This window comes from Agromyces sp. Y782, from assembly GCF_059445405.1.
On record NZ_JCAIUG010000001.1, the window covers coordinates 448,572 to 468,298 of the forward strand.

Consider the following 19,727-nt stretch of genomic DNA (forward strand, 5'->3'; position numbering starts at 1 on the left):
AGAGGGATGAGCGAGCAGCACACCACCCCCGACGTCGAGGGCACCGAATCGGTGCCGGGCAAGACGCGCGACGCGCTTCGGGCGGCGCACCTCTACTACATGCAGGACCTCACGATGGATGCCATCGCACACGAGCTGCACACGTCGAGATCATCGGTATCGCGCCTGCTCAGCCATGCGCGCGCCAGCGGCCTGGTCGAGATCTCCATCCACTCACCGCTCGATCTGCCGAGCCACATCGAGCAGGAGATCCTCGAGCGATTCGAGGTCGGCGCGCATGTGATCCCCGTGCCCGACCATGCGAGCGACGTCGATCGGCTCGACCGCGTCGCACTCTCGGCTGCACGAATTCTCGGCCGGTTCGTCGACTCGAACCAGACCATCGGCATCGCATGGGGCTCGACGATGAGCGCGATGAGCCGCCACCTCGTGCCGAAGGCCGTGCACAACTCCGAAGTCGTGCAGCTGAACGGCGCCGGCAACGGCCGTACGACGGGCATCGTCTACGCGAGCGAACTGCTGCGCCGCTTCGGCGACGCGTTCGGTGCACGGGTGCAGCAGTTCCCCGTGCCCGCCTTCTTCGACGACCCCGAGACCCGCCGCGCCTTCTGGCGTGAGCGCAGCACACGTCGCCTCCTCGAGCTGCAGGAACGCATGGACGTCGCGCTCTTCGGCGTCGGATCCCCCTTCGCCGAGGTGCCGAGCCACGTCTACCAGGGCGGCTATCTCGAGCGCGCCGACTACCAATCGCTCTCCCGCGACGGTGCGGTCGGCGACGTCGCGACCGTCTTCTATCGCGCCGACGGCTCGACCGACGGCATCGCCCTGAACGAACGTGCGACGGGCCCCGACTTCGCGGTGCTGCGGCGGGCGCCCCGCCGAATCTGCGTCGTCTCGGGGCGCGCGAAGCTCCCGAGCCTGCGCGGCGCACTCGCCGCCGGGCTCATCACCGACCTCATCGTCGACGAGGGCACCGCGCGTGCGCTCGTCGAGACTCCGAGTGACGGGGAATAGCTGGGCGCCGCAAGCGTTGATCTAGAATCGATGACAGAAACGTGCTCCGGGGTCGGTGTAAGTCCGAACCGGCGGTGACAGTCCGCGAACTGCGAGCGCGAGGCCGAGAGGCCCCGCACCCGCGGTCGAACCGGTGGAATTCCGGTACCGACGGTGAAAGTCCGGATGGGAGGCGCACGTGTCGGCGGAGCTGTGCCCCGTCGGCGCACGAAGTCGACGACACGGTCGGCAACGCCCAGCACCCCGGAGCCTTGAGACAGGATCACGGATGAGTGCAGGCGAACCTACGGCAGTGGATGTTGCGGCGATGCGTCGCGCGCTCGAACTCGCCGCCCTCGGCCCGGCTCGCGGGGTGAACCCGCGCGTCGGCTGCGTCATCCTCTCTCCCGGCGGGGATGTCATCGCCGAAGGATGGCATCGCGGAGTCGGCACGGCGCACGCCGAGGTCGACGCCCTCTCGAAACTCGCACCCGGAGCAGCCCGGGGGGCCACGGCGGTCGTCACTCTCGAGCCCTGCAACCACACGGGACACACTGGCCCCTGCGCCGTGGCGCTCATCGAAGCGGGCGTCGCCCGCGTCGTCTATGCCGTCGCGGACCCGGGCGACCACTCCTCCGGCGGCGCCGAACGTCTGCGCTCGGCCGGGGTCGAGGTTGACTCGGGCGTGCTCGTCGACGAGGTCGAGGCGATGCTCGACGACTGGCTCTTCGCCGCCCGTCACCACCGCCCGCACGTCACTGTGAAGTGGGCGTCGAGCCTCGACGGCCGCGCCGCCGCCGCTGACGGCACCAGCCAGTGGATCACCGGCCCCCAGGCGCGAGCCGACGTGCACCGACGGCGCGCCGCCGCCGACGCGATCGCGGTCGGCACGGGCACCGTGCTCGCCGACGACCCCTCGCTCACCGCGCGGGATCCTGGCGGCCGGTTCTTCGAGGCGCAGCCGGTGCCCGTCGTCTTCGGCCGGCGCGAAGTGCCGTCGGATGCCGCGATCACCCGCCACCCGCAAGCGCCCCTGTTCTTCGAGGGCACCGACCTGCCCGCCGACCTCGCGGAGCTCGCGCGCCGCGGCATCCGCTCGCTCTTCATCGAAGGCGGCCCGACGCTCGCGAGCGCGTTCATCGCCGCCGGGCTCGTCGACGAACTGCTCGTCTACCTCGCGCCTGCACTCATCGGCGGCCCGCGCCTCGCCCTCGGCGAGCTCGGCGTCGCGTCGATCGACGCCGCGCTCCGCTTCGACTTCGCCGCCATCGAACGGCTCGGCGACGACCTCCTGCTCGTCGCGCGCCCCATACCTACGGAAGGGAACTGACATGTTCACCGGAATCATCGAGGAACTCGGCACCATCACGCGCATCGAGCGCACGGCCGACGCCGCGCGCCTCACGGTGCGCGGCCCGCTCGCCGTAGAAGGCGCGAAGCACGGCGACTCGATCGCCGTATCGGGCGTGTGCCTCACGGTCGTCGACTTCGACACCGAGGGATTCACCGCGGATGTGATGGCGCAGACCCTCGTGATGTCGACGCTCGCCGACGCCGAAGACGGGCTCGCGGTGAACCTCGAGCGCGCTGCCCGCGTCGGTGATCGCATCGGCGGCCACATCGTGCAGGGCCACATCGACGGCACCGCCGAAGTGCTCGAGGTGCGACCGGGCGAGGCGTGGCGGGTCATCCGCTTCTCGCTCGATCTCGCGCACGCGCCGCTCGTCGTCGACAAGGGATCGATCGCGATCGACGGCGTCTCACTCACGGTCAGCGCCGTCGGCGACGAGCCCGACGGTTCCTGGTTCGAGGTGTCGCTCATCCCCGAGACGCTCACGGCGACGACACTCGGCAGCCGCGTCGTCGGCGATCGCGTGAACATCGAGACCGACATCCTCGCCAGGCAGGTCGAGCGGATGCTGCGATTCGACGCTCGATCGCGAGCCGACGAGGTACAGCCGCGCTCCTCGGTCATCGGGTTCCAGGCAGCGCCGCTCTCGGCGCCCGGGCTCGGGCTCGGGCTCGGTGCGCAGTCGACAGGGGGTGCCGCATGAGCCTCGCCACGATTCCCGAGGTGCTCGACGCGCTCCGCGCCGGCAAGCCCGTGATCGTCGCCGACGACGAAGCGCGTGAGAACGAAGGCGACGCGATCATGGCGGCCGAGTTCGCGACGCAGGAGTGGATCGCGTGGATGGTGCGCCATACGAGCGGCTACCTCTGCGCGCCGATGCCCAACGAACTCGCCGACCGGCTCGCGCTGCCGCTCATGACCGAGCGCAGCGAAGATGCGCGCGGCACCGCGTACACGATCACCGTCGACGCCGCCGACCGCTCCTCCACCGGTATCTCGGCCTCCGACCGGGCGCACACGCTGCGCGTGCTCGCCGACCCCGCATCCACGCCCGACCGGCTGATCCGGCCGGGGCACGTCATCCCGCTGCGGGCGGTCGACGGCGGTGTGCGCGAGCGTGCCGGTCATACCGAGGCGGCCGTCGACCTCATGCGTCTCGCGGGTCTCACGCCCGTCGGTGTCATCGGCGAGATCGTCGCCGACGACGGCGAGATGATGCGGCTACCGGGACTCATCGATCTCGGCGAGCGCGAAGGTCTGCCGGTCACCACCGTCGCGGCGCTCATCGACTGGCTCGAGCGGCACCACCCCGGCTACGATCTCGCGGCGACGCTGCCCGCGGCCTCCGTGCCCGAATCCTCCTCCGTCGACTTCGAGGTCGAGACCGCCCTGCCGACGGAGCACGGGCAGTTCCGCGTTCGCGCCTATCGAGACCGTGCGACCGGCGCCGACCACGTGGCGATCATCGCTGGCGATCCGGCCTCCGTGCCGGGCGGCGCCATCGTTCGGGTGCACTCGGAGTGCCTCACGGGCGAGGCGTTCGGTTCGCTCAAATGCGAGTGCGGGCCGCAACTCGACGCGGCGCTCGAGACGATCCAGCAGGACGGTGGCGTCGTCATCTACCTGCGCGGCCACGAAGGGCGCGGCATCGGGCTCATCAACAAGCTGCGCGCCTACCGGCTGCAGGAGGACGGCCTCGACACCCTCGACGCGAACCTCGCACTCGGGCTGCCGATCGACGCCCGCGACTACAGCGCCGCGACCGCGATCCTCACCGACCTCGGCATCGACCGGGTGCGGCTGCTCACGAACAACCCTGAGAAGGTTCGACAGCTCGAGGCGCACGGCATCGCCGTGAGTGAGCGGCTGCCCCTCGTCGTCGGCGTCGGCGTCGGCAACACCGGCTACCTCGACACGAAGCGACACCGCATGGGGCACACCATCGACGACCAGCAATTGACCGACGGCGCTGCCGAGACCCTCCTGGAAGGACACCCATCATGAGCGGAACAGGATCCCCCACTGGCAGCGATGCCTCGGCGAACGCCGACGGCCGCGGCCTGACGATCACCATCGTTGCCGGCAGCTGGCACGAGGAGATCACGAACGGCCTGATCGCCGGGGCGACCCGCACGCTCGAGGCATCCGGTGCCGAATTCTCGCTCATTCGCGTGCCGGGCAGCTTCGAACTGCCGGTCGTCGCGAAGGCGGCGCTCGAGGCGGGCGCCGACGCGGTCGTCGCCCTCGGAGTGATCATCCGCGGCGGCACGCCGCACTTCGAGTACGTCTCGGCGGCGGCGACCGACGGGCTCACGCGGGTCGCACTCGACACCGGCAAGCCCGTCGGGTTCGGCCTGCTCACCCTCGACGACGAGCAGCAGGGGCTCGATCGGGCGGGCCTGCCCGGCTCGAAGGAAGACAAGGGCCGCGAGGCCGCCGAAGCCGCCATTTTGACCGTCCGCGCGCTGCGCTCCCTCGGCTAGTTCCCCTCGCTCACCCTGCCATCGCTCCGGGGGTGCATTCCCGTCAGATTCGGGCCCTGAAAGGCCATCCGGCGCCGGAATTGCACCCCCGGAGCGAGCTGTGAGCGCGGGTGCGGAGCGCTTAGGGCTTCCAGACCATGAGCACGACGACCGCGAGAAGCAGCAGCGAGGCGACGCCGCTGCCCGCAGCGATCGCGGGATAGCCGGCCTTCGGCGCGGTACCGTCACCGGCCGCGCTCCCTCCGAGCGCTTCGGCGGCCTTCTTCATCGAGGGCACGACGACGAAGAGCGTCAGGGCGAAGGCGATGACGTAGAGGATGATCGACCAGAGGATCCAGGGCGTCGTGATCGAGAGGTCGAACTCCGCGGGTGCCATGCTCATCGCACCGAACCCGAACACGAACACGAGGAGCGAGAGCCACGAGAAGATCGTCGTGGATTTCGCGAGGACCGCGACCTGCGCCCCATTTCCGGCGCGCACAGCCCGCATCGCGGTCATAGGAAGGATTGCCATCGGGCCGATGATGAAGACGGCACCGGCGACATGCAGAATGCTGATCAGGGTATCCATGGGGCCAGCCTAATGAGGGGCGGATGCCGCGGCATCCGCCATTCGATGCATCCCGTCTCGAGCTGCGCGGCCCGTTCGACGCTTCGATCCCGTCGCTCGGCGCACGATGACGCCCCCGCTGGGGGATCCTCAACGAACGAGGCGTAGGCTAGTGCGGTTGCCACAAGCGACGGTTCCACTCACCGACTCCGCCCGACGCCAGACCGACACGCCCGGAGACCGGCGCTACGCCCACCTCCTTGGAGTCCTCGCAAGCGATGTCCACATCCGCCGCGGCCGCTGCCGCACCCGCAACCCCCGCAACCCCCGCAACCCCCGCAAATCCGCGCAGCCGAGTCGTGCTCGCGAGCCTCATCGGCACGACGATCGAGTTCTACGACTTCTACGTCTACGCGACGGCCGCGGTGCTCGTCTTCCCGCACCTCTTCTTCCCGACCGGCGACGCCACGACGGCGCTGCTCGCGTCGTTCGCCGTCTTCGGCGCCGCGATGGTCGCCCGGCCGCTCGGCGCGGTCATCTTCGGGCACCTCGGCGACAAGCACGGCCGTAAGGCGACCCTCGTCGGCGCGCTCCTCACCATGGGCGTCGCGACCTTCCTCATCGGCCTGCTGCCGACGTACGCGATGGTGGGCTGGCTCGCGCCGCTCCTGCTCGTGATCCTCCGCATCGCCCAGGGCTTCGCCCTCGGCGGCGAGTGGTCGGGCGCCGCCCTCGTGGCGACCGAGAACGCACCGAAGGGCAAGCGCGCCTGGTACGGCACCTTCCCGCAGCTCGGCGCGCCGATCGGTTTCATCATCGCGAACGGCTTGTTCCTCGTCATCGCCGCGGTGCTGCCGTCGGATGACCCGACGATGCCCTCGCAGGCCTTCCTCGACTGGGGCTGGCGCATCCCGTTCCTGTTCTCGGTCGTGATGGTCATCGTCGGCCTCTGGGTGCGGCTGCGGCTCGTCGAGTCCGCAGCGTTCTCGAATGCCTCGAAGGCCGGCAAGCTCAAAAAGCTCCCCCTTGCGACCGTCTTCAAGGACCACTGGTGCCAGCTCATTCTCGGAACCTTCTTCATGTTGGCGACGTACGTGCTCTTCTATCTGATGACCACGTTCTCACTGAGCTACGGCCGCGCAGCGGTCGAACCGGTCGATGGCGCACTGCCCGGCCTCGGCTACTCGTACAACACCTTCGTGCTGATGCTCATCGGCGGTGTGCTGTTCTTCGGTGTCTTCACGCTGCTCTCAGGGCCGTGGGCCGACAAGTGGGGCCGTCGCAAGACGCTCATCTGGGTCACGCTCGGCATCATCGTGTTCGGGCTCCTCTGGGTTCCGCTCCTCGGCGCGGGGTTCTGGGGCGTCATGGCCTGGCTCGTCGTGGGCTTCTCGCTCATGGGCATGACCTTCGGACCGATGGGGGCGCTCCTGCCCGAACTGTTCCCGACGAACGTGCGCTACACCGGTTCCGGTATCTCGTACAACGTGTCGTCGATCCTCGGTGCGGCCGTCGCCCCGTTCATCGCGGTCGCCCTGTGGCAGGCCGGCGGCGGCAGCCCGTTCTGGGTCGGCATCTACCTCTCCGTGATGGCCGTGCTCACGCTCATCGCGCTCATCGTCTCGAAAGAGACGAAAGACGTCGACATCGACGCCTGAGAGCGCGACGGCGACCGAGGGGCGGATGCTGCGGCATCCGCCCCTCGGTCGTTCGCGCCCTCGTTCCGCGCCTTCCCTGGCTCCCGCCGCTCGACTCCTCGCCCGTCGGGCCGGCTCATCGAGAGGGCGCTTCGTGTCGTCATCGGGCGTCGAGAGCGACACGAAGCGCGATCTCGATGGGCGACGCATCCGTTCACGAGATCGTCACACGCGACCCTTCTCGGCCCGCGACGCCCGGCGTAGCATGGCGTGCAACAGGGGCGCCGAGTCATCCGCCGGCACCGTCGACGCTCGGCCGCCCAGGACGGCGGATCGTGCAGATGAACATGACGATGGACATGATGAAGGGCGCCATGTCGTCGTCGGAGATGCCGATGGACGGCATGGATCCGGCGGTCATGCAGGAGTGTATCGAGGCCCTCTCCGCGTGCATGCAGGCGTGCGTGATGTGCGCCGATGCCGACGCGAGCGAGGGCATGGGCCGCTGCGCGAGCCTCTGCGCGAACTGCGCCGACGTGTGCGACACGATGATGCGAATGTTGCTGCGCATGCACGGCTGGGACATGCCGGTGATGATGTCGATGATGCAATCGACGACGATGATGGCCCGCGCCTGCTCTGCCGAGTGCATGATGCACGCCGAGATGAGCGAGCACTGCCGTATGTGCGCGTTGGCGTGCGATCAGGCGGTCATGGCGATGGAGAAGATGATGGGCTCGATGAGCGAGGCGATGCCGATGGCGTGACCCTGTGCCGCACGAGTCCCCGTCGGTCGACTCGCGAGCTGAGCCCGTCGGTCGAGTCGCGAGCGGAGCGAACGGAGCGAACGTATCGAGACGCGCCCGCCGACACCCCGGCCACCGAGGTACCCGTCAGGCGAATGCGACGCTGTACCGCTGCCCGCCCCGGGCGAGCACGCCGTAGATGCCGTGCACGGCGACCGGGTCGCCGATGACGAGCGTGCCTTCGAAGCCATCGTGATGCCAGACCCGGCGCAGCGAGTCGTCAGCGACGTCGGCGACGGTCACGAATCCGTCGACGCCGACCCCGATCACGATCGCGTCGAGCCACTTGCTCGCCGTCGTCGTCGCGAGGCGCGCCTGCATCGCGTGCAGTCGGTGGCCCGGCCGGTCGCTCCGGCAGTCCGTCGCGCTCTCGCACCCGCGCATGCCCATGACCGTGCCGACGTGCGGCTCGGCGGCAGCGTGCGGTTCGCGGTGCGACATGCGGGCTCCTCGGTGTTCGATGCGGCCACGATACGCGCGCGGCGAACGGATGTCGCGGACCGGTGTAACCCGCCGCAACACTCGCGGCGGGCACGCGACACCCACCGCCGGCCACCGGCACTCGCCGTCGATCGAGGAAGAGCGCCCGCAGTCGCTTCGTGGTGAAGAACGCTATACTCCTGGCTCCTCGGCGGCGTCGGCCGATGACCCGGCGGCTGCTCCCGCTGCAGCGAAGCGGTCGAGCACGATCTCGACGAGCTCGACGGGGGTGTCGTGCGCGGTGAGCAGCGGCTCCGTGATGATGTCCGCGCCTGCGGCGGAGACCAGATCCTGGAAGTAACCGGGCGCCAGCAGATAGCTCGCCACGATCACCCGGCGCTCATCGCCGGCCGCGCGCGCCGCAGCGACGGCGTCGCCGAGCGGCGGCTCGGCAGCCGAGAGGAACCCGACCGCGACTTGCGCGCCCCAGGCGGCGCCGAGCCGCTCCCCCATGTCGTGGCAGTCATCGACGGCTCGTGCGTCACTCGATCCCGCAACCCCGAGCACGATCACATCGTCGGATGTCGCGCCGACCTCGCCGAGGCGACGAAGCAGCACCTCGACGAGCCGATCATCGGGCCCGAGCGCGGCGCCGAGGTGCAATGGCCGGTCCGAGATCGCGTCGATCTCCCGCCGGAGGTCCACGTGCACGTGATACCCGGCCGAGAGTAGCAGCGGCACGACCACGGCCGGCAGTGCGGGCGGAAGCGCAGCGAGCGTCGCCGCGACATCCGGTTGCTGCACATCGACGTGACCGAGGCGCACCGTTACCGGCGCGAGCGTGCCTGGCCCAACCTCGTCGGCCGCAGCCGCGACGGCGTCGATGAGCCCGCGCACCGCCGCCTGGCCGTCGGCAGACGCGGTGCCGTGAGAGATGCCGACGAGTGCGGCGCGGTTGAAGTCCATTCCCCCATCGTGCCGTGTCACACGCCTCCGGTGAGCAGCGCGGCCGAGGCTGTGGAGAACCTCGAGAACCCCGCCGACTGCTCACCTTGGCTGACGCCCGTTCATCACCGCGATCGAGGAGGAACCGATGCGAGCAGTGACCGGCGAGGCCGGTACGGCGATTGGGTGAACGAGCGTTTCGATCCGGTGAGCGGAGAGATCGAGGTCTTCGACGACCGACTCCCGGGCTTCGAACAGCAGAACCGTCTCGGCGCGGGTCCCTTCGTGGTGGTCGACGGCGACGTCGAGTACCTCCTCGGCTTCGACGATCAAGATCTCGACGTCGATCTGCGCGACATCGCGGATCGACCGACGTGCGCCGGCCGGCATCGGAGGTGATCGGCGGCGAGCGCCCGCTGATCGGCAGCCTGCGCTCGACGAGCAGCAGCTGCTCGAAGCACACCAGCGCGATGCGCCTCGAACATGTCGACGCACTCACCGGCAAGTCAATCCACGTTGACAGGTGCTGCGGCGTCAACTACCGTTGACGCCATGGATGATCACACCCTCCGCACCGCGATCGCAGCGGCCGACGGAGACGACCCGTACCGCGCACTCCGCGACCTCCACCACGCGCGCATCGAACTCACCCGCGAACTCGACCGCGCCGAGGCCATCGCCGTGCGCCGCGCACGAGCCACCGGGTCGAGCTGGCAGCTCATCGCCCTCGCACTCGAGGTCTCCAAGCAAGCGGTGCACAAGAAGTACGGGCGCAGCTGAGCCACGTAAGCTGCAATGCGGCGACGACGCGGAACCCGAGCGGATGCGGCATCCGCTCGCCGCGTCGGCCAGGAAGCGAACATGAGCGACACTGAAACCCGACGTTCCCCCTTCGGCCGACGCGCGACCCCCACGGGGCCGCGGGCGACCTTCCGGCAGCTGCTGCCGTTCATCTTCGAGCACCGACCGGTGCTCGTCGTCGTCGCGATCCTCAGCGTCATCGGGGCGCTCACGAGCCTCGCGCAACCGCTCCTCGTGAGCCAGGTCATCTCGATCGTGCAAGAAGGCGATACGCTCGGCTGGCTCGTCTGGGCGCTCGTCGTGCTCGTCATCGTGAGCGGGGTCATCTCTGGCTACCAGCACTACCTCCTGCAGCGCACGGGCGAGGGCGTCGTGCTCTCCGCCCGCAAGCGACTCGTCGCCAAGATTCTGCGCCTGCCGATCGCCGAGTTCGACACCCGCCGCACGGGAGACCTCGTTTCGCGCGTCGGCAGCGACACGACGATGCTCCGCGCGGTGCTCACTCAGGGACTCGTCGAGGCGATCGGCGGCACCGTCACCTTCGTCGGTGCGCTCATCGCGATGCTCATCATCGACCCCGTGCTGCTCGGCCTCACCGTGCTCGTCGTCGCGATCGCGATCACGACCGTGACCCTCCTCTCCCGGCGGGTGCGCGAAGCATCCCACCAGGCTCAGGAGAAGGTCGGCGACGTCGCAGCATCCGTCGAGCGCGCGATCAGCGCCGTGCGCACCATCCGCGCCGCGGGCGCCACCGACCGCGAGATCCGTGCCGTCGACGGCGATGCCGAGGGGGCATGGGAGATGGGCGTCAAGGTCGCGAAGATCTCCGCCCTCATCGTGCCGATCGCGGGCATCGCGATGCAGGTGTCGTTCCTCGTCGTTCTCGGCGTCGGCGGGTTCCGCGTCGCGACCGGCGCACTGACCGTCGCGAACCTCGTCGCATTCATCCTCTTCCTGTTCATGATGATCCTGCCGCTCGGCCAGGCGTTCGGCGCGATCACCTCGGTGAACCAGGCGCTCGGCGCCCTCGGCCGCATCCAGGAGATCCTCGACCTGCCCGATGAAGACACGCACGACCGCGAACTCGCACCCCTCGCGCTCATGGTCGGCGACGCCAACGAGGCCGTACTCCCGGATGCCGCCGCGATCGAGTTCGACGGCGTGCACTTCGCCTACGCCGCCACTCGCTCGGACCCCGCCGATCCGGCGAACGAAAGTGCCGACGAACACTTGCCCGAGCCCGATGTCACCGATCGTCAGCCCGTGCTCCGCGGCGTCTCGTTCCAGGTGCCGCGCGGCCGGCGCATCGCGCTCGTCGGCCCATCGGGTGCCGGCAAGTCGACCATCCTCGCCCTGATCGAGCGGTTCTACGACCCCTCGATCGGCGTCGTCCGCATGGGCGGCCTCGACGTGCGCTCGCTCGATCGCGCCGAGCTGCGCGCCCAGATCGGCTACGTCGAGCAGGACGCGCCGGTGCTGGCCGGCAGCCTTCGCGACAACTTGAAGCTCGGCAGCCCCGATGCGACCGATGAGGAGTGCGAGCACGTGCTCCGCGCCGTGAACCTCGGCGGTGTGCTCGACCGCAACCCCGACGGGCTCGGCGCCGCCGTCGGCGAAGACGGCATCATGCTCTCGGGCGGCGAACGCCAGCGCCTCGCGATCGCGCGCGCGCTGCTCGCTGCTCCCCCGATCCTGTTGCTCGACGAGTCGACGTCGTCGCTCGACGGCGTGAACGAACGCATGATGCGCGAGGCGATCGACGCCGTGTCGGCCGGTCGCACGCTCATCGTCATCGCGCACCGTCTGTCGACGGTCATCGACTCCGATCGCATCGTCGTGCTCGACGAGGGCCGCGTCATCGGCGAGGGCACGCACTCCGAACTCGTGGCCGCCGTGCCGCTCTACCGGCAGCTCGCGGAGCACCAGCTGCTGGTCTGAGGGCTCGGCGAACTCCATGACGACCTCAGGGCGTACCCGAGTGAAGCTCAGTGCCCGCTCGGATGGCGCGGCAGCGGGCACTTCGTAGCGTGGGCTCCCGCATCCGATCTTCGGATGCCTCGAGCCCCTGCCCCACGGAGGACCACCATGACCATCGCAACCGTGTCGAGCGCGCGCGACCTCGGCCGACTCGACGAGCTGCCCGTCGACCTCATCGACGAACTGCCGAATTCAGCGGATGACGCGGACGCCGACGCAACCCGCAGCGGCCTCGGCCTCGGCCGCTCGTTCGACCGGGTCCAGGCCGGCATCCAGGGGTGGCTCCGCCACTGGGAACCGCAACAGCTGCCGGCCTTCACCGCCGTACGCGACGTGATGCCCGACGGCGATCACGGCCGCAGCTCCCTCCGTGCAGCCACGACCGGGCCCGACGGTGCCGTGCGACTGACCGCGAGCCTCTACGACCCGCCGAACCGCGACGGAGAACCCCTCGCATGGTCGCGCAACTGGGCGAGCCTCGCCGTGCTCCCACCGGCTCGGGAATCCGGCCGGCTGTTCTACCGCTTCCGCGTCTCGAGCCGCCTCGTGCTCGATGGTCGAGCATCGCTCAGCCTCGTCTCGACGAGCGTGAACTTCGGCGTCGTCGCCGATGCCTCCAAGGCGAGTCCGTTCCAGACGCCCGGCTTCGCCACCCCGATCGCTCGCCCGCTCGTCGGCGTGCAGTGCCGCGAAGACCAGGATGCCTCGGCATCGCAGGTGTTCGAAGGGTCGATCGCCGTGCGCCAGGGCGACACCCCGGCGATGGCGTTCGTGGTCGGCACCGACCTGCTCTTCGAGAACGGCTGGGTGCGGATGCATGAGGGCTCGAGCACCTGGGTCGGCCCGTCGGAGCCCGGCGCGAGCGGCACGATCGAGTTCCGCTACGCGCCTGCCGCGATCCTCCGGCTGCTCGGCCGTCTCGACGAACCGCACCGCGCCGCACCGAGTGACCAGCGCGCCGGGCGAGCGACGAGGTGATCGACGAAGCCGCATCCGTCATCGACGGAAAGCTCGCGCGCCTCAGCGCGTGACACTGATCAGCCGGTTTCGGTCGACGCGATCGCGGGTTCCCCATCGACGGGCGTCCCGCGCTTCTGCCATGGCCAACGCCCCGAGATCTCGAGCTCGAGCGACCAGCTGAGGAATGTGCGGATGAGCACGATGACCGCGAGCACCGCGACCGAGTCGAGCGTCGGCGTGACGGCGACGGTCTTGATGATGTCGGCGGCCACCAGGAGCTCGAGACCGAGCAGGATGGCCCGGCCGAGCACGCGGCGGAACCGTGTGTAGACGGGGCTCACCCGCCGCAAGCCGCGCAGCGCGGCATCGACGATCGCGTAGAGCACGCCGATGACGATCGCCGCGACGCCGAGCACGTCGATGACCTCGCCAACTGCTTCGATGACGCTGCCGAATTCCATGGGGCCCCCTCGCGGCACACGCTAGCGCCGCACAGCCCGTGCGACCACGCGACGTGCCGAGGATGTCCGCGACGGATGCCGCAGGGCATGCCGCAGGGCATGCCGCAGGGATGCGTCAGGGGATGCGTACGACGGATGCCGCGGGCGACGACGCGCCTTCCCGAGCGCGCGCGTCCGCGGCATCCGTGACCCGCACGGCGGTGCGCCTCGCAGGCTCGCGAGGCGCACCGCGCACCGCCGACCGCGCTACGCGCCCTGGTGCTGCAGGTGGTAGCGCAGGCTCGCGAGTTCGGCCTTGAGCGCCGCGGGCACGCGATCACCGAACTGCGCGAAGTACTCGTCGGTGAGGTCGCACTCGGCGAGCCACGAGTCACGATCGACGTCGAAGAGGTGCTCGAGCGCGGCATCCGTGATCTCGAGGCCGTCGAGGTCGAGCGAATCGGATGCCGGGACGAGGCCGATCGGCGTCTCGACGGCGTCGCTCGAACCCTCGATGCGCCCGACGATCCACTCGAGCACACGCGAGTTCTCGCCGAAGCCCGGCCAGAGGAACGAGCCGTCGGCCCCCTTGCGGAACCAGTTGACCTGGAAGATCTTCGGTGCGTTCGCACCGAGCACCCGGCCCATCTTGACCCAGTGGCCCCAATAGTCGGCCATGTTGTAGCCGCAGAACGGGAGCATCGCGAAGGGATCGCGGCGCAGCTCGCCGACGGTTCCCTCTGCGGCCGCGGTCTGCTCGGACGAGATCGTCGCACCCATGAACACGCCGTGTTTCCAGCTGCGGGCCTCGGCGACGAGCGGCACGTTCGTGGCGCGGCGCCCGCCGAAGAGGATCGCGTCGATCGGCACGCCGTCGTGCGCATCCCAGTCGTCGGAGATCTGCGGGCACTGCACTGCGGCGACCGTGAACCGGGAGTTGGGGTGCGCGGCAGGGCGACCGGTGGCCGGGGTCCACGGCTTGCCCTCCCAGTCGGTGAGTTCGGCGGGCGGCGTGTCGGTGAGGCCCTCCCACCAGACGTCGCCGTCTGGCCGGAGCGCGACGTTCGTGAAGATGGTGTTGCCCCAGAGCGTCTGCACAGCGGTGGGGTTCGTGGTCTCCCCTGTGCCGGGTGCGACACCGAAGAAGCCGGCCTCGGGATTGATCGCGTAGAGGCGCCCGTCGTCGCCGGGTCGCATCCAGGCGATGTCGTCGCCGATCGTCTCGACCTTCCAGCCGGGGATCGTGGGGCGCAGCATCGCGAGGTTCGTCTTGCCGCACGCCGACGGAAACGCCGCCGCGACATGGTACGACCGGCCCTCGGGCGAGGTGATCTTGATGAGCAGCATGTGCTCGGCGAGCCAGCCCTCGTCGCGTGCCATGACGCTCGCTATGCGCAGGGCGAAGCACTTCTTCGCGAGCAGGGCGTTACCCCCGTAGCCCGAGCCGTACGACCACACCTCCCGCGAGTCGGGGAACTGCACGATGTACTTCGTCTCGTTGCACGGCCAGTCGGTCTCTGCCCGGCGGTGCCCGATGCCGTCGACGAGCGGGTAGCCGACCGAGTGCACGGTGCGCACCCACGGCTCGCCCGCCTCGATCAGGCGGTACACGGCGTCGCCCATGCGGGTCATGATGCCCATCGAGAGCACGACGTAGGGCGAGTCGGTGATCTCCACGCCGAGCTGCGAGATCGGGCCGCCGAGGGGGCCCATCGAGAACGGCACGACGTACATCGTGCGCCCCTTCATGGAGCCGTCGAAGACATCGGTGAGTTCTTCGCGCATCTCGCGAGGGTCGCGCCAGTTGTTCGTGGGGCCCGCATCTTCTTCGTAGGTCGAGCAGATGAACGTGCGGTCCTCGACTCGGGCGACATCGCCCGGATCGGTGCGCGCGAGGTAGCTGTTGGGTCGCCACTCCGGGTTCAGCTTGATGAGCTTGCCCTCGGCGACGAGCTGCTTCGTCAGCAGATCGGCTTCGTGCTGGGAACCGTCGCACCAGACGATCTCGTCTGGCTTTGTGAGGCCGGCGATCTCGTCGACCCAGGCGCGCAGCGCGGGGTCGGTGGTGCCGCGTCGGGCGCCGGCGACGGCGTCGGGGGCGGTTGCGGGGGCGGAGGCTGCGGACGCCTCGGATGCCGCGGTGCCGATCGAGGCCGTGCCCGATGCGAACTCGGAGATGGTCATCGTCGTCCCTTCCAGAGTGTGTGCCGACCAGTGGCCGGAAACGGTTCGTACTTCAAGAATGCGCGCGGATGCGGCATCCGTTCGGTCAAATCACCCGTTAAGAACTGTGCTTCTTTCGCTATTCTTAAGGCATGAAGGCAGGCTCCCCCGACCTCGCGACCCTCGGCCAGCGCATCCGCCACTTCCGCGGCGAGCGCGGCCTCACCCTCGACCAACTCGGCGATGCGGTCAGCCTGGCGGGCAGTCAGCTCTCGCTCATCGAGAACGGCAAACGGGAGCCGAAGCTGTCGACCCTCGACGCCCTCGCTGCGACACTCGGCGTCGAACTCGCCGACCTCCTCGCGCGCGAGGCACCGAGTCGAAGGGCCGCGCTCGAGCTCGAGCTCGGCCGTGCGCAAGCAAGTCCGCTCTACGCGAGCCTCGGACTGCCGGCCATCAGGCCGGGCCGCGGCATCACCGACGAATCGCTCGAAGCGATCGTGGGCCTCCACCACGAGTTGCAGCGCCGGGCGAGCGAAGCCATCGCCACCCCTGAAGAGGCGCGACGGGCCAACACCGAGCTGCGCGAACTCATGCGCGAACGCGACAACCATCTCGCCGAGATCGAGCAGCTCGCCGAAGACCAGGTGCGGTCATCCGGCCACCGCTCGGGCGCCGTCACCCACCGCGAAGTGGGCGTCATGGCCGAGCGCCTCGGCTTCCAGCTCATCTACGTCGACGATCTGCCCGACTCGACCCGGTCGATCACCGACATCGCGAACGGCCGCATCTACCTGCCGCCGGCATCGATCCCCGGCGGACACGGACTGCGGTCGATGGCGCTCCAGGCGATGGCGCACCGGCTGCTCGGGCATGAGCGGCCGGCGAGCTACGCGGAGTTCCTCTGGCAGCGGCTCGAGATCAACTACTTCGCGGCTGCGTGCCTCATGCCGCGCGAGGCATCCATCACCTTCTTGCAGGCCGCCAAGAAAGAGAAGCGGCTCGCCATCGAAGACTTCCGCGATGCGTTCGGCGTGACGCACGAGGCGGCGGCGCTGCGGTTCACGAACCTCGCGACCACTCACCTCGACATGACGCTGCACTTCCTCCGCGTCGCCGGCGACGGTGCACTGCTGAAGGGCTACGAGAACGACGGCCTGCCGCTGCCGTCCGACGTCACCGGCTCGATCGAGGGGCAGTGGGTGTGCAAGAAGTGGAGCGCGCGCAGCGCGTTCCGGCACACGAACCGCACGACCGAGAACTACCAGTACACCGACACCCCCGCCGGCACCTTCTGGTGCGCGACGCAGACGGGGCGCACGGATGCCGCGGAGTTCTCGATCTCGGTCGGGGTGCCGTTCAACCAGGCCAAGTGGTTCCGCGGGCGCGAGACGACGCAGCGCGCCGTGTCGACCTGCCCCGATGAGTCCTGCTGCCGGCGCGCGCCGTCGGACCTCGCCGCACGTTGGGCCGGGCGGGCGTGGCCGAGCGCCAGGTTGCACGCACATGTGCTTTCACCGCTGCCGTCGGGCACGTTCCCCGGGGTCGACGACTCCTCGGTCTACGAGTTCCTCGAGGCGCACGCCGAGCAGTAACCGGCAGCCGCCCCTCACCCCTCGCCCCTCGCCCCACGCCCACGCCCGTCGCCCCTCGCCCCTCGCCCCTCGCCCCTCGCCCCTCGCCCCTCGCCCCTGCAGCAATTCAGGACAGGAGTCGGCGTGTCCGGACGACACGCCGCCCAAGATGGTCGCGACACGCCTCCCCTCCTGAATTGCTGCGCCGGCTGGCGGGAGACAGTGCTGCGGGCGACGAGGCATCCGTCGCGCTATGAAGTGTGGGTTGCAATAGTGTGTGTCGCACAGTAACGTGTGAGGCATGAGCACAGATGAGACCACCGCGGGGCACCTGCAGGAACTGAGACGCGGCACCGTCGTGCTCGCCTGTCTCATCCGCCTGCGCACACCCGACTACGGCTACGCACTGCTCGAGTCGCTGAACGGGCTCGGCATCCTCGTCGATGCGAACACCCTCTACCCGCTGCTGCGGCGGCTCGAGAAGCAGGCCCTCCTCACGAGCGAGTGGAACACCGACGAGGCGCGGCCCCGAAAGTTCTACCGCACGAGCCCGACCGGCGAGGTACTCGCCGGCGCCCTCATGACCGAATGGCAGCGCATCGACGACGCGCTCGCCGGACTCACGACTGGAGACGAACGATGACCACCCTGACCGACCGCTACGTGTGGGCCGCCGCCCGCACCCTGCCCGAAACGCAGCGCCCCGAGTTCGATCGCGAACTGCGCGAGCGCATCGGCGACGCGAGCGACGCACTGGTCGAAGCCGGCCAGCGCCCCGACGACGCCGAGCGCGCCGCCCTCACCGAGCTCGGCGACCCGGCAGTACTCGCCGCGCATTACGTCGACCGGCCGCTGCAGCTCATCGGGCCGCGCTATTTCCTGACCTGGTGGCGCATGTTGAAGCTGCTGTTCGCCGTGGTGCTGCCGTTCGCCGTCCTCGGCGTAGTGATCGCGCAGGCCGTCGCCGGCACATCCGTCGGCGGCATCATCGGCGCCGTCATCGGCATCACGATCTCGGTAGCGGTGCACATCGGATTCTGGACGACGCTCGTGTTCGCGATCCTGGAACGCTCACCGGCCCCGGCCGGCCGGCGCGGAATCGACCTGCCATGGACGCTCGACATGCTGCCGGCCCTGCCCGAGCCGGGCAGGGCGTCGCGCCTTGCCGAGCTCATCGCGTCGGTGGTGTTCCTCGTCGTCTTCGCTGCCGTACTCGTCGCGCAGCAGTTCGGAATCCCCTGGGTTCCCGAGCTCGCATCGGTGCCGATCCTCGACCCAGCGCTGTGGTCGTTCTGGCTGCCGTACTTCCTCGCGCTCATCGCGCTCGAGGTGCTGTTCGCCGTTGCCATCTACGCGTGGGGATGGAACTGGTGGCTCGCCGCGGCGAACCTCGTGCTGAACGTCGCCTTCACGGTGCCGGCGTTGTGGTTGTTCCTCACCGGCCAGCTGATCAACGAGCCCGCACTCGACGCGATGCGGTGGCCGTGGGGCGAGTCCGGGCCGATCATCGTGGCACTCATCGTCGTGGTCACGATCGGGGCCGCGACGTGGGACGTCATCGACGGCGTCATCAAGGCTGTCCGCGCCCGCTCGGCGGGGCGCAACGCTCGAGCAGACTGAGCCGCACGGATGCCGCGGGGCGGGCGCTCGAGCTGAGCGCCCGCCGCACGACATCCCACCTGCATCGAGTGCCGAGTTGCACGACGGCGCGCGGGTGACACGCCGTGAGCACACGGCGCGCCGTGCGAATCGTCGTGCAACTCGGCAACGGTCGTTCGTTCCGCGTGCTCGGCATTCGCCGCTCGGCGTTCGTGCAGGCCGGCCGACGCCCTACTTCGGCTGCATGCGAATCGCGCCGTCGAGGCGGATCGTCTCACCGTTCAGCATCGGGTTGGCGATGATCGACCGCACGAGCGTGGCGTACTCGGTCGGATGTCCGAGCCGTGACGGGTGCGGCACCTGGGCCTCGAGCGACGCGCGCACGTCGTCTGGCATTCCGGCCATCATCGGCGTCTCGAAGATGCCGGGCGCGATCGTGACGACACGGATCAGAAGCTTCGAGAGGTCGCGCGCGATCGGCAGAGTCATACCGGCCACTGCGGCTTTCGACGCCGCGTAGGCGGCCTGGCCGATCTGCCCGTCGAAGGCGGCGACCGACGCCGTGTTGACGATGACCCCGCGCTCGGCAGTCGCCGGACCGCCTGGCACGCTGCCGGAAGCCGGCTCGGTAGCCGCCATCGCCGCGGCTGCGAGCCGGGTCACGTTGAACGTGCCGATGAGATTCACCCGGATCGTGCGTTCGAACGCGTCGAGCGGCGCCGGGCCGTCGCGGCCGACCGTGCGGTTCGCGGTCACGATGCCGGCGCAGTTGACCGCGACACGTAGCGGTGCGAGAGCGGATGCCGCGTCGATGGCGGCCTGCACCTCGGCCTCGTTCGCGACATCCGCCGCGACGAAGCGCGCCCGGTCGCCGAGCTCGGCAGCGGCTTCTTCGCCGCGTGGGCCCGGCAGGTCGACGAGCACGACGGATGCCCCGCCGTCGACGAGTGCGCGTGCCGTCGCGCGTCCGAGGCCCGAGGCCCCGCCGGTGACGATCGCCGATGCTCCGTCGAGTTCCATGTGGTGTC

The 19,727-nt window shown here is 69.5% G+C and carries 20 protein-coding genes and 1 riboswitch; of the genes, 14 read left to right on the plus strand and 6 right to left on the minus strand.

Translation table 11 applies throughout. From position 1 onward, the window contains the following. Positions 1 to 6 precede the first annotated feature (6 nt). The 5 genes from AC1C2S_RS02070 to ribH all read left to right on the plus strand — a co-directional run bounded on the left by AC1C2S_RS02070 (position 7) and on the right by ribH (position 4,827). Positions 7 to 1,014, plus strand: a complete 1,008-nt coding sequence (locus AC1C2S_RS02070; RefSeq protein ID WP_495350879.1) for a sugar-binding transcriptional regulator — start codon at positions 7 to 9, stop codon at positions 1,012 to 1,014. Positions 1,015 to 1,052: 38 nt separating this feature from the next. Beyond that, positions 1,053 to 1,195, plus strand: a riboswitch (FMN riboswitch). A gap of 87 nt (positions 1,196 to 1,282) precedes the next feature. Next, complete coding sequence (gene ribD, locus AC1C2S_RS02075) at positions 1,283 to 2,323, plus strand: bifunctional diaminohydroxyphosphoribosylaminopyrimidine deaminase/5-amino-6-(5-phosphoribosylamino)uracil reductase RibD (RefSeq protein WP_495350880.1); 1,041 nt, start codon at positions 1,283 to 1,285, stop codon at positions 2,321 to 2,323. A gap of 1 nt (position 2,324) precedes the next feature. Next, positions 2,325 to 3,047, plus strand: a complete 723-nt coding sequence (locus tag AC1C2S_RS02080; RefSeq protein WP_495350881.1) for a riboflavin synthase — start codon at positions 2,325 to 2,327, stop codon at positions 3,045 to 3,047. Further along, positions 3,044 to 4,348, plus strand: a complete 1,305-nt coding sequence (gene ribA, locus AC1C2S_RS02085) for a GTP cyclohydrolase II (protein ID WP_495350882.1) — start codon at positions 3,044 to 3,046, stop codon at positions 4,346 to 4,348. The genes AC1C2S_RS02080 and ribA overlap by 4 nt, the downstream gene beginning before the upstream one ends. Then, positions 4,345 to 4,827 carry a 6,7-dimethyl-8-ribityllumazine synthase gene (gene ribH, locus AC1C2S_RS02090; protein WP_495350883.1) on the plus strand — a complete coding sequence of 161 codons (483 nt, stop codon included), beginning with the start codon at positions 4,345 to 4,347 and terminating at the stop codon, positions 4,825 to 4,827. The genes ribA and ribH overlap by 4 nt, the downstream gene beginning before the upstream one ends. A 121-nt stretch (positions 4,828 to 4,948) precedes the next feature. Here the strand turns inward: ribH and AC1C2S_RS02095 are convergent, their stop codons facing one another. Next, entirely contained in the window at positions 4,949 to 5,398 is a 450-nt protein-coding gene (locus tag AC1C2S_RS02095) for a DUF2269 family protein (RefSeq protein WP_495350884.1), read from the minus strand. Positions 5,399 to 5,655: 257 nt separating this feature from the next. Here AC1C2S_RS02095 and AC1C2S_RS02100 point away from each other — a divergent pair, with 257 nt between their 5' ends. Both AC1C2S_RS02100 and AC1C2S_RS02105 read left to right on the plus strand, forming a co-directional pair. After that, positions 5,656 to 7,035 carry an MFS transporter gene (locus AC1C2S_RS02100; RefSeq protein ID WP_495350885.1) on the plus strand — a complete coding sequence of 460 codons (1,380 nt, stop codon included), beginning with the start codon at positions 5,656 to 5,658 and terminating at the stop codon, positions 7,033 to 7,035. A 176-nt stretch (positions 7,036 to 7,211) separates the two neighbouring features. After that, entirely contained in the window at positions 7,212 to 7,781 is a 570-nt protein-coding gene (locus tag AC1C2S_RS02105; RefSeq protein WP_495350886.1) for a four-helix bundle copper-binding protein, read from the plus strand. 126 nt (positions 7,782 to 7,907) lie between these two features. On the opposite strand, the gene AC1C2S_RS02110 is transcribed toward AC1C2S_RS02105, so the two are convergent. Continuing rightward, a complete protein-coding gene (locus AC1C2S_RS02110) occupies positions 7,908 to 8,261 on the minus strand; it encodes a hypothetical protein (protein ID WP_495350887.1) in 354 nt (117 codons plus the stop codon). A 171-nt stretch (positions 8,262 to 8,432) separates the two neighbouring features. Continuing rightward, the gene (locus AC1C2S_RS02115; RefSeq protein WP_495350888.1) at positions 8,433 to 9,206 is read right to left on the minus strand and encodes a sirohydrochlorin chelatase; all 774 of its coding nucleotides are present in this window, start codon (positions 9,204 to 9,206) and stop codon (positions 8,433 to 8,435) included. A 165-nt stretch (positions 9,207 to 9,371) separates the two neighbouring features. Here AC1C2S_RS02115 and AC1C2S_RS02120 point away from each other — a divergent pair, with 165 nt between their 5' ends. From AC1C2S_RS02120 to AC1C2S_RS02135, 4 genes are all read left to right on the plus strand, one after another. Then, positions 9,372 to 9,584, plus strand: coding sequence for a hypothetical protein (locus AC1C2S_RS02120; protein WP_495350889.1), 213 nt, complete (start codon positions 9,372 to 9,374; stop codon positions 9,582 to 9,584). Positions 9,585 to 9,737: 153 nt separating this feature from the next. Next, positions 9,738 to 9,965, plus strand: a complete 228-nt coding sequence (locus tag AC1C2S_RS02125) for a hypothetical protein (RefSeq protein WP_495350890.1) — start codon at positions 9,738 to 9,740, stop codon at positions 9,963 to 9,965. 81 nt (positions 9,966 to 10,046) lie between these two features. Next, positions 10,047 to 11,924, plus strand: a complete 1,878-nt coding sequence (locus AC1C2S_RS02130; RefSeq protein WP_495350891.1) for an ABC transporter ATP-binding protein — start codon at positions 10,047 to 10,049, stop codon at positions 11,922 to 11,924. 147 nt (positions 11,925 to 12,071) lie between these two features. Continuing rightward, the gene (locus tag AC1C2S_RS02135; protein WP_495350892.1) at positions 12,072 to 12,941 is read left to right on the plus strand and encodes a hypothetical protein; all 870 of its coding nucleotides are present in this window, start codon (positions 12,072 to 12,074) and stop codon (positions 12,939 to 12,941) included. A 59-nt stretch (positions 12,942 to 13,000) separates the two neighbouring features. On the opposite strand, the gene AC1C2S_RS02140 is transcribed toward AC1C2S_RS02135, so the two are convergent. Together AC1C2S_RS02140 and AC1C2S_RS02145 are read right to left on the minus strand one after the other, a co-directional pair. Further along, positions 13,001 to 13,384, minus strand: coding sequence for a DUF1622 domain-containing protein (locus AC1C2S_RS02140; RefSeq protein ID WP_495350893.1), 384 nt, complete (start codon positions 13,382 to 13,384; stop codon positions 13,001 to 13,003). Between the two features lie 246 nt (positions 13,385 to 13,630). Then, on the minus strand, positions 13,631 to 15,547 hold the full coding sequence (locus tag AC1C2S_RS02145; protein WP_495350894.1) for a phosphoenolpyruvate carboxykinase (GTP): 1,917 nt from the start codon (positions 15,545 to 15,547) through the stop codon (positions 13,631 to 13,633). Between the two features lie 131 nt (positions 15,548 to 15,678). Between AC1C2S_RS02145 and AC1C2S_RS02150 the strand changes: the two genes are divergently transcribed. The 3 genes from AC1C2S_RS02150 to AC1C2S_RS02160 all read left to right on the plus strand — a co-directional run bounded on the left by AC1C2S_RS02150 (position 15,679) and on the right by AC1C2S_RS02160 (position 18,720). Then, positions 15,679 to 17,121 carry a helix-turn-helix domain-containing protein gene (locus AC1C2S_RS02150; RefSeq protein ID WP_495350895.1) on the plus strand — a complete coding sequence of 481 codons (1,443 nt, stop codon included), beginning with the start codon at positions 15,679 to 15,681 and terminating at the stop codon, positions 17,119 to 17,121. A gap of 280 nt (positions 17,122 to 17,401) precedes the next feature. Then, positions 17,402 to 17,743 (plus strand): PadR family transcriptional regulator, encoded by a 342-nt coding sequence (locus tag AC1C2S_RS02155; RefSeq protein WP_495350896.1) that lies wholly within the window; start codon positions 17,402 to 17,404, stop codon positions 17,741 to 17,743. Beyond that, a complete protein-coding gene (locus AC1C2S_RS02160) occupies positions 17,740 to 18,720 on the plus strand; it encodes a permease prefix domain 1-containing protein (RefSeq protein WP_495350897.1) in 981 nt (326 codons plus the stop codon). The genes AC1C2S_RS02155 and AC1C2S_RS02160 overlap by 4 nt, the downstream gene beginning before the upstream one ends. Positions 18,721 to 18,930: 210 nt before the next feature. Here AC1C2S_RS02160 and AC1C2S_RS02165 read toward each other — a convergent pair whose 3' ends face one another. Beyond that, positions 18,931 to 19,719 (minus strand): SDR family NAD(P)-dependent oxidoreductase, encoded by a 789-nt coding sequence (locus tag AC1C2S_RS02165; RefSeq protein WP_495350898.1) that lies wholly within the window; start codon positions 19,717 to 19,719, stop codon positions 18,931 to 18,933. Positions 19,720 to 19,727 lie beyond the last annotated feature (8 nt).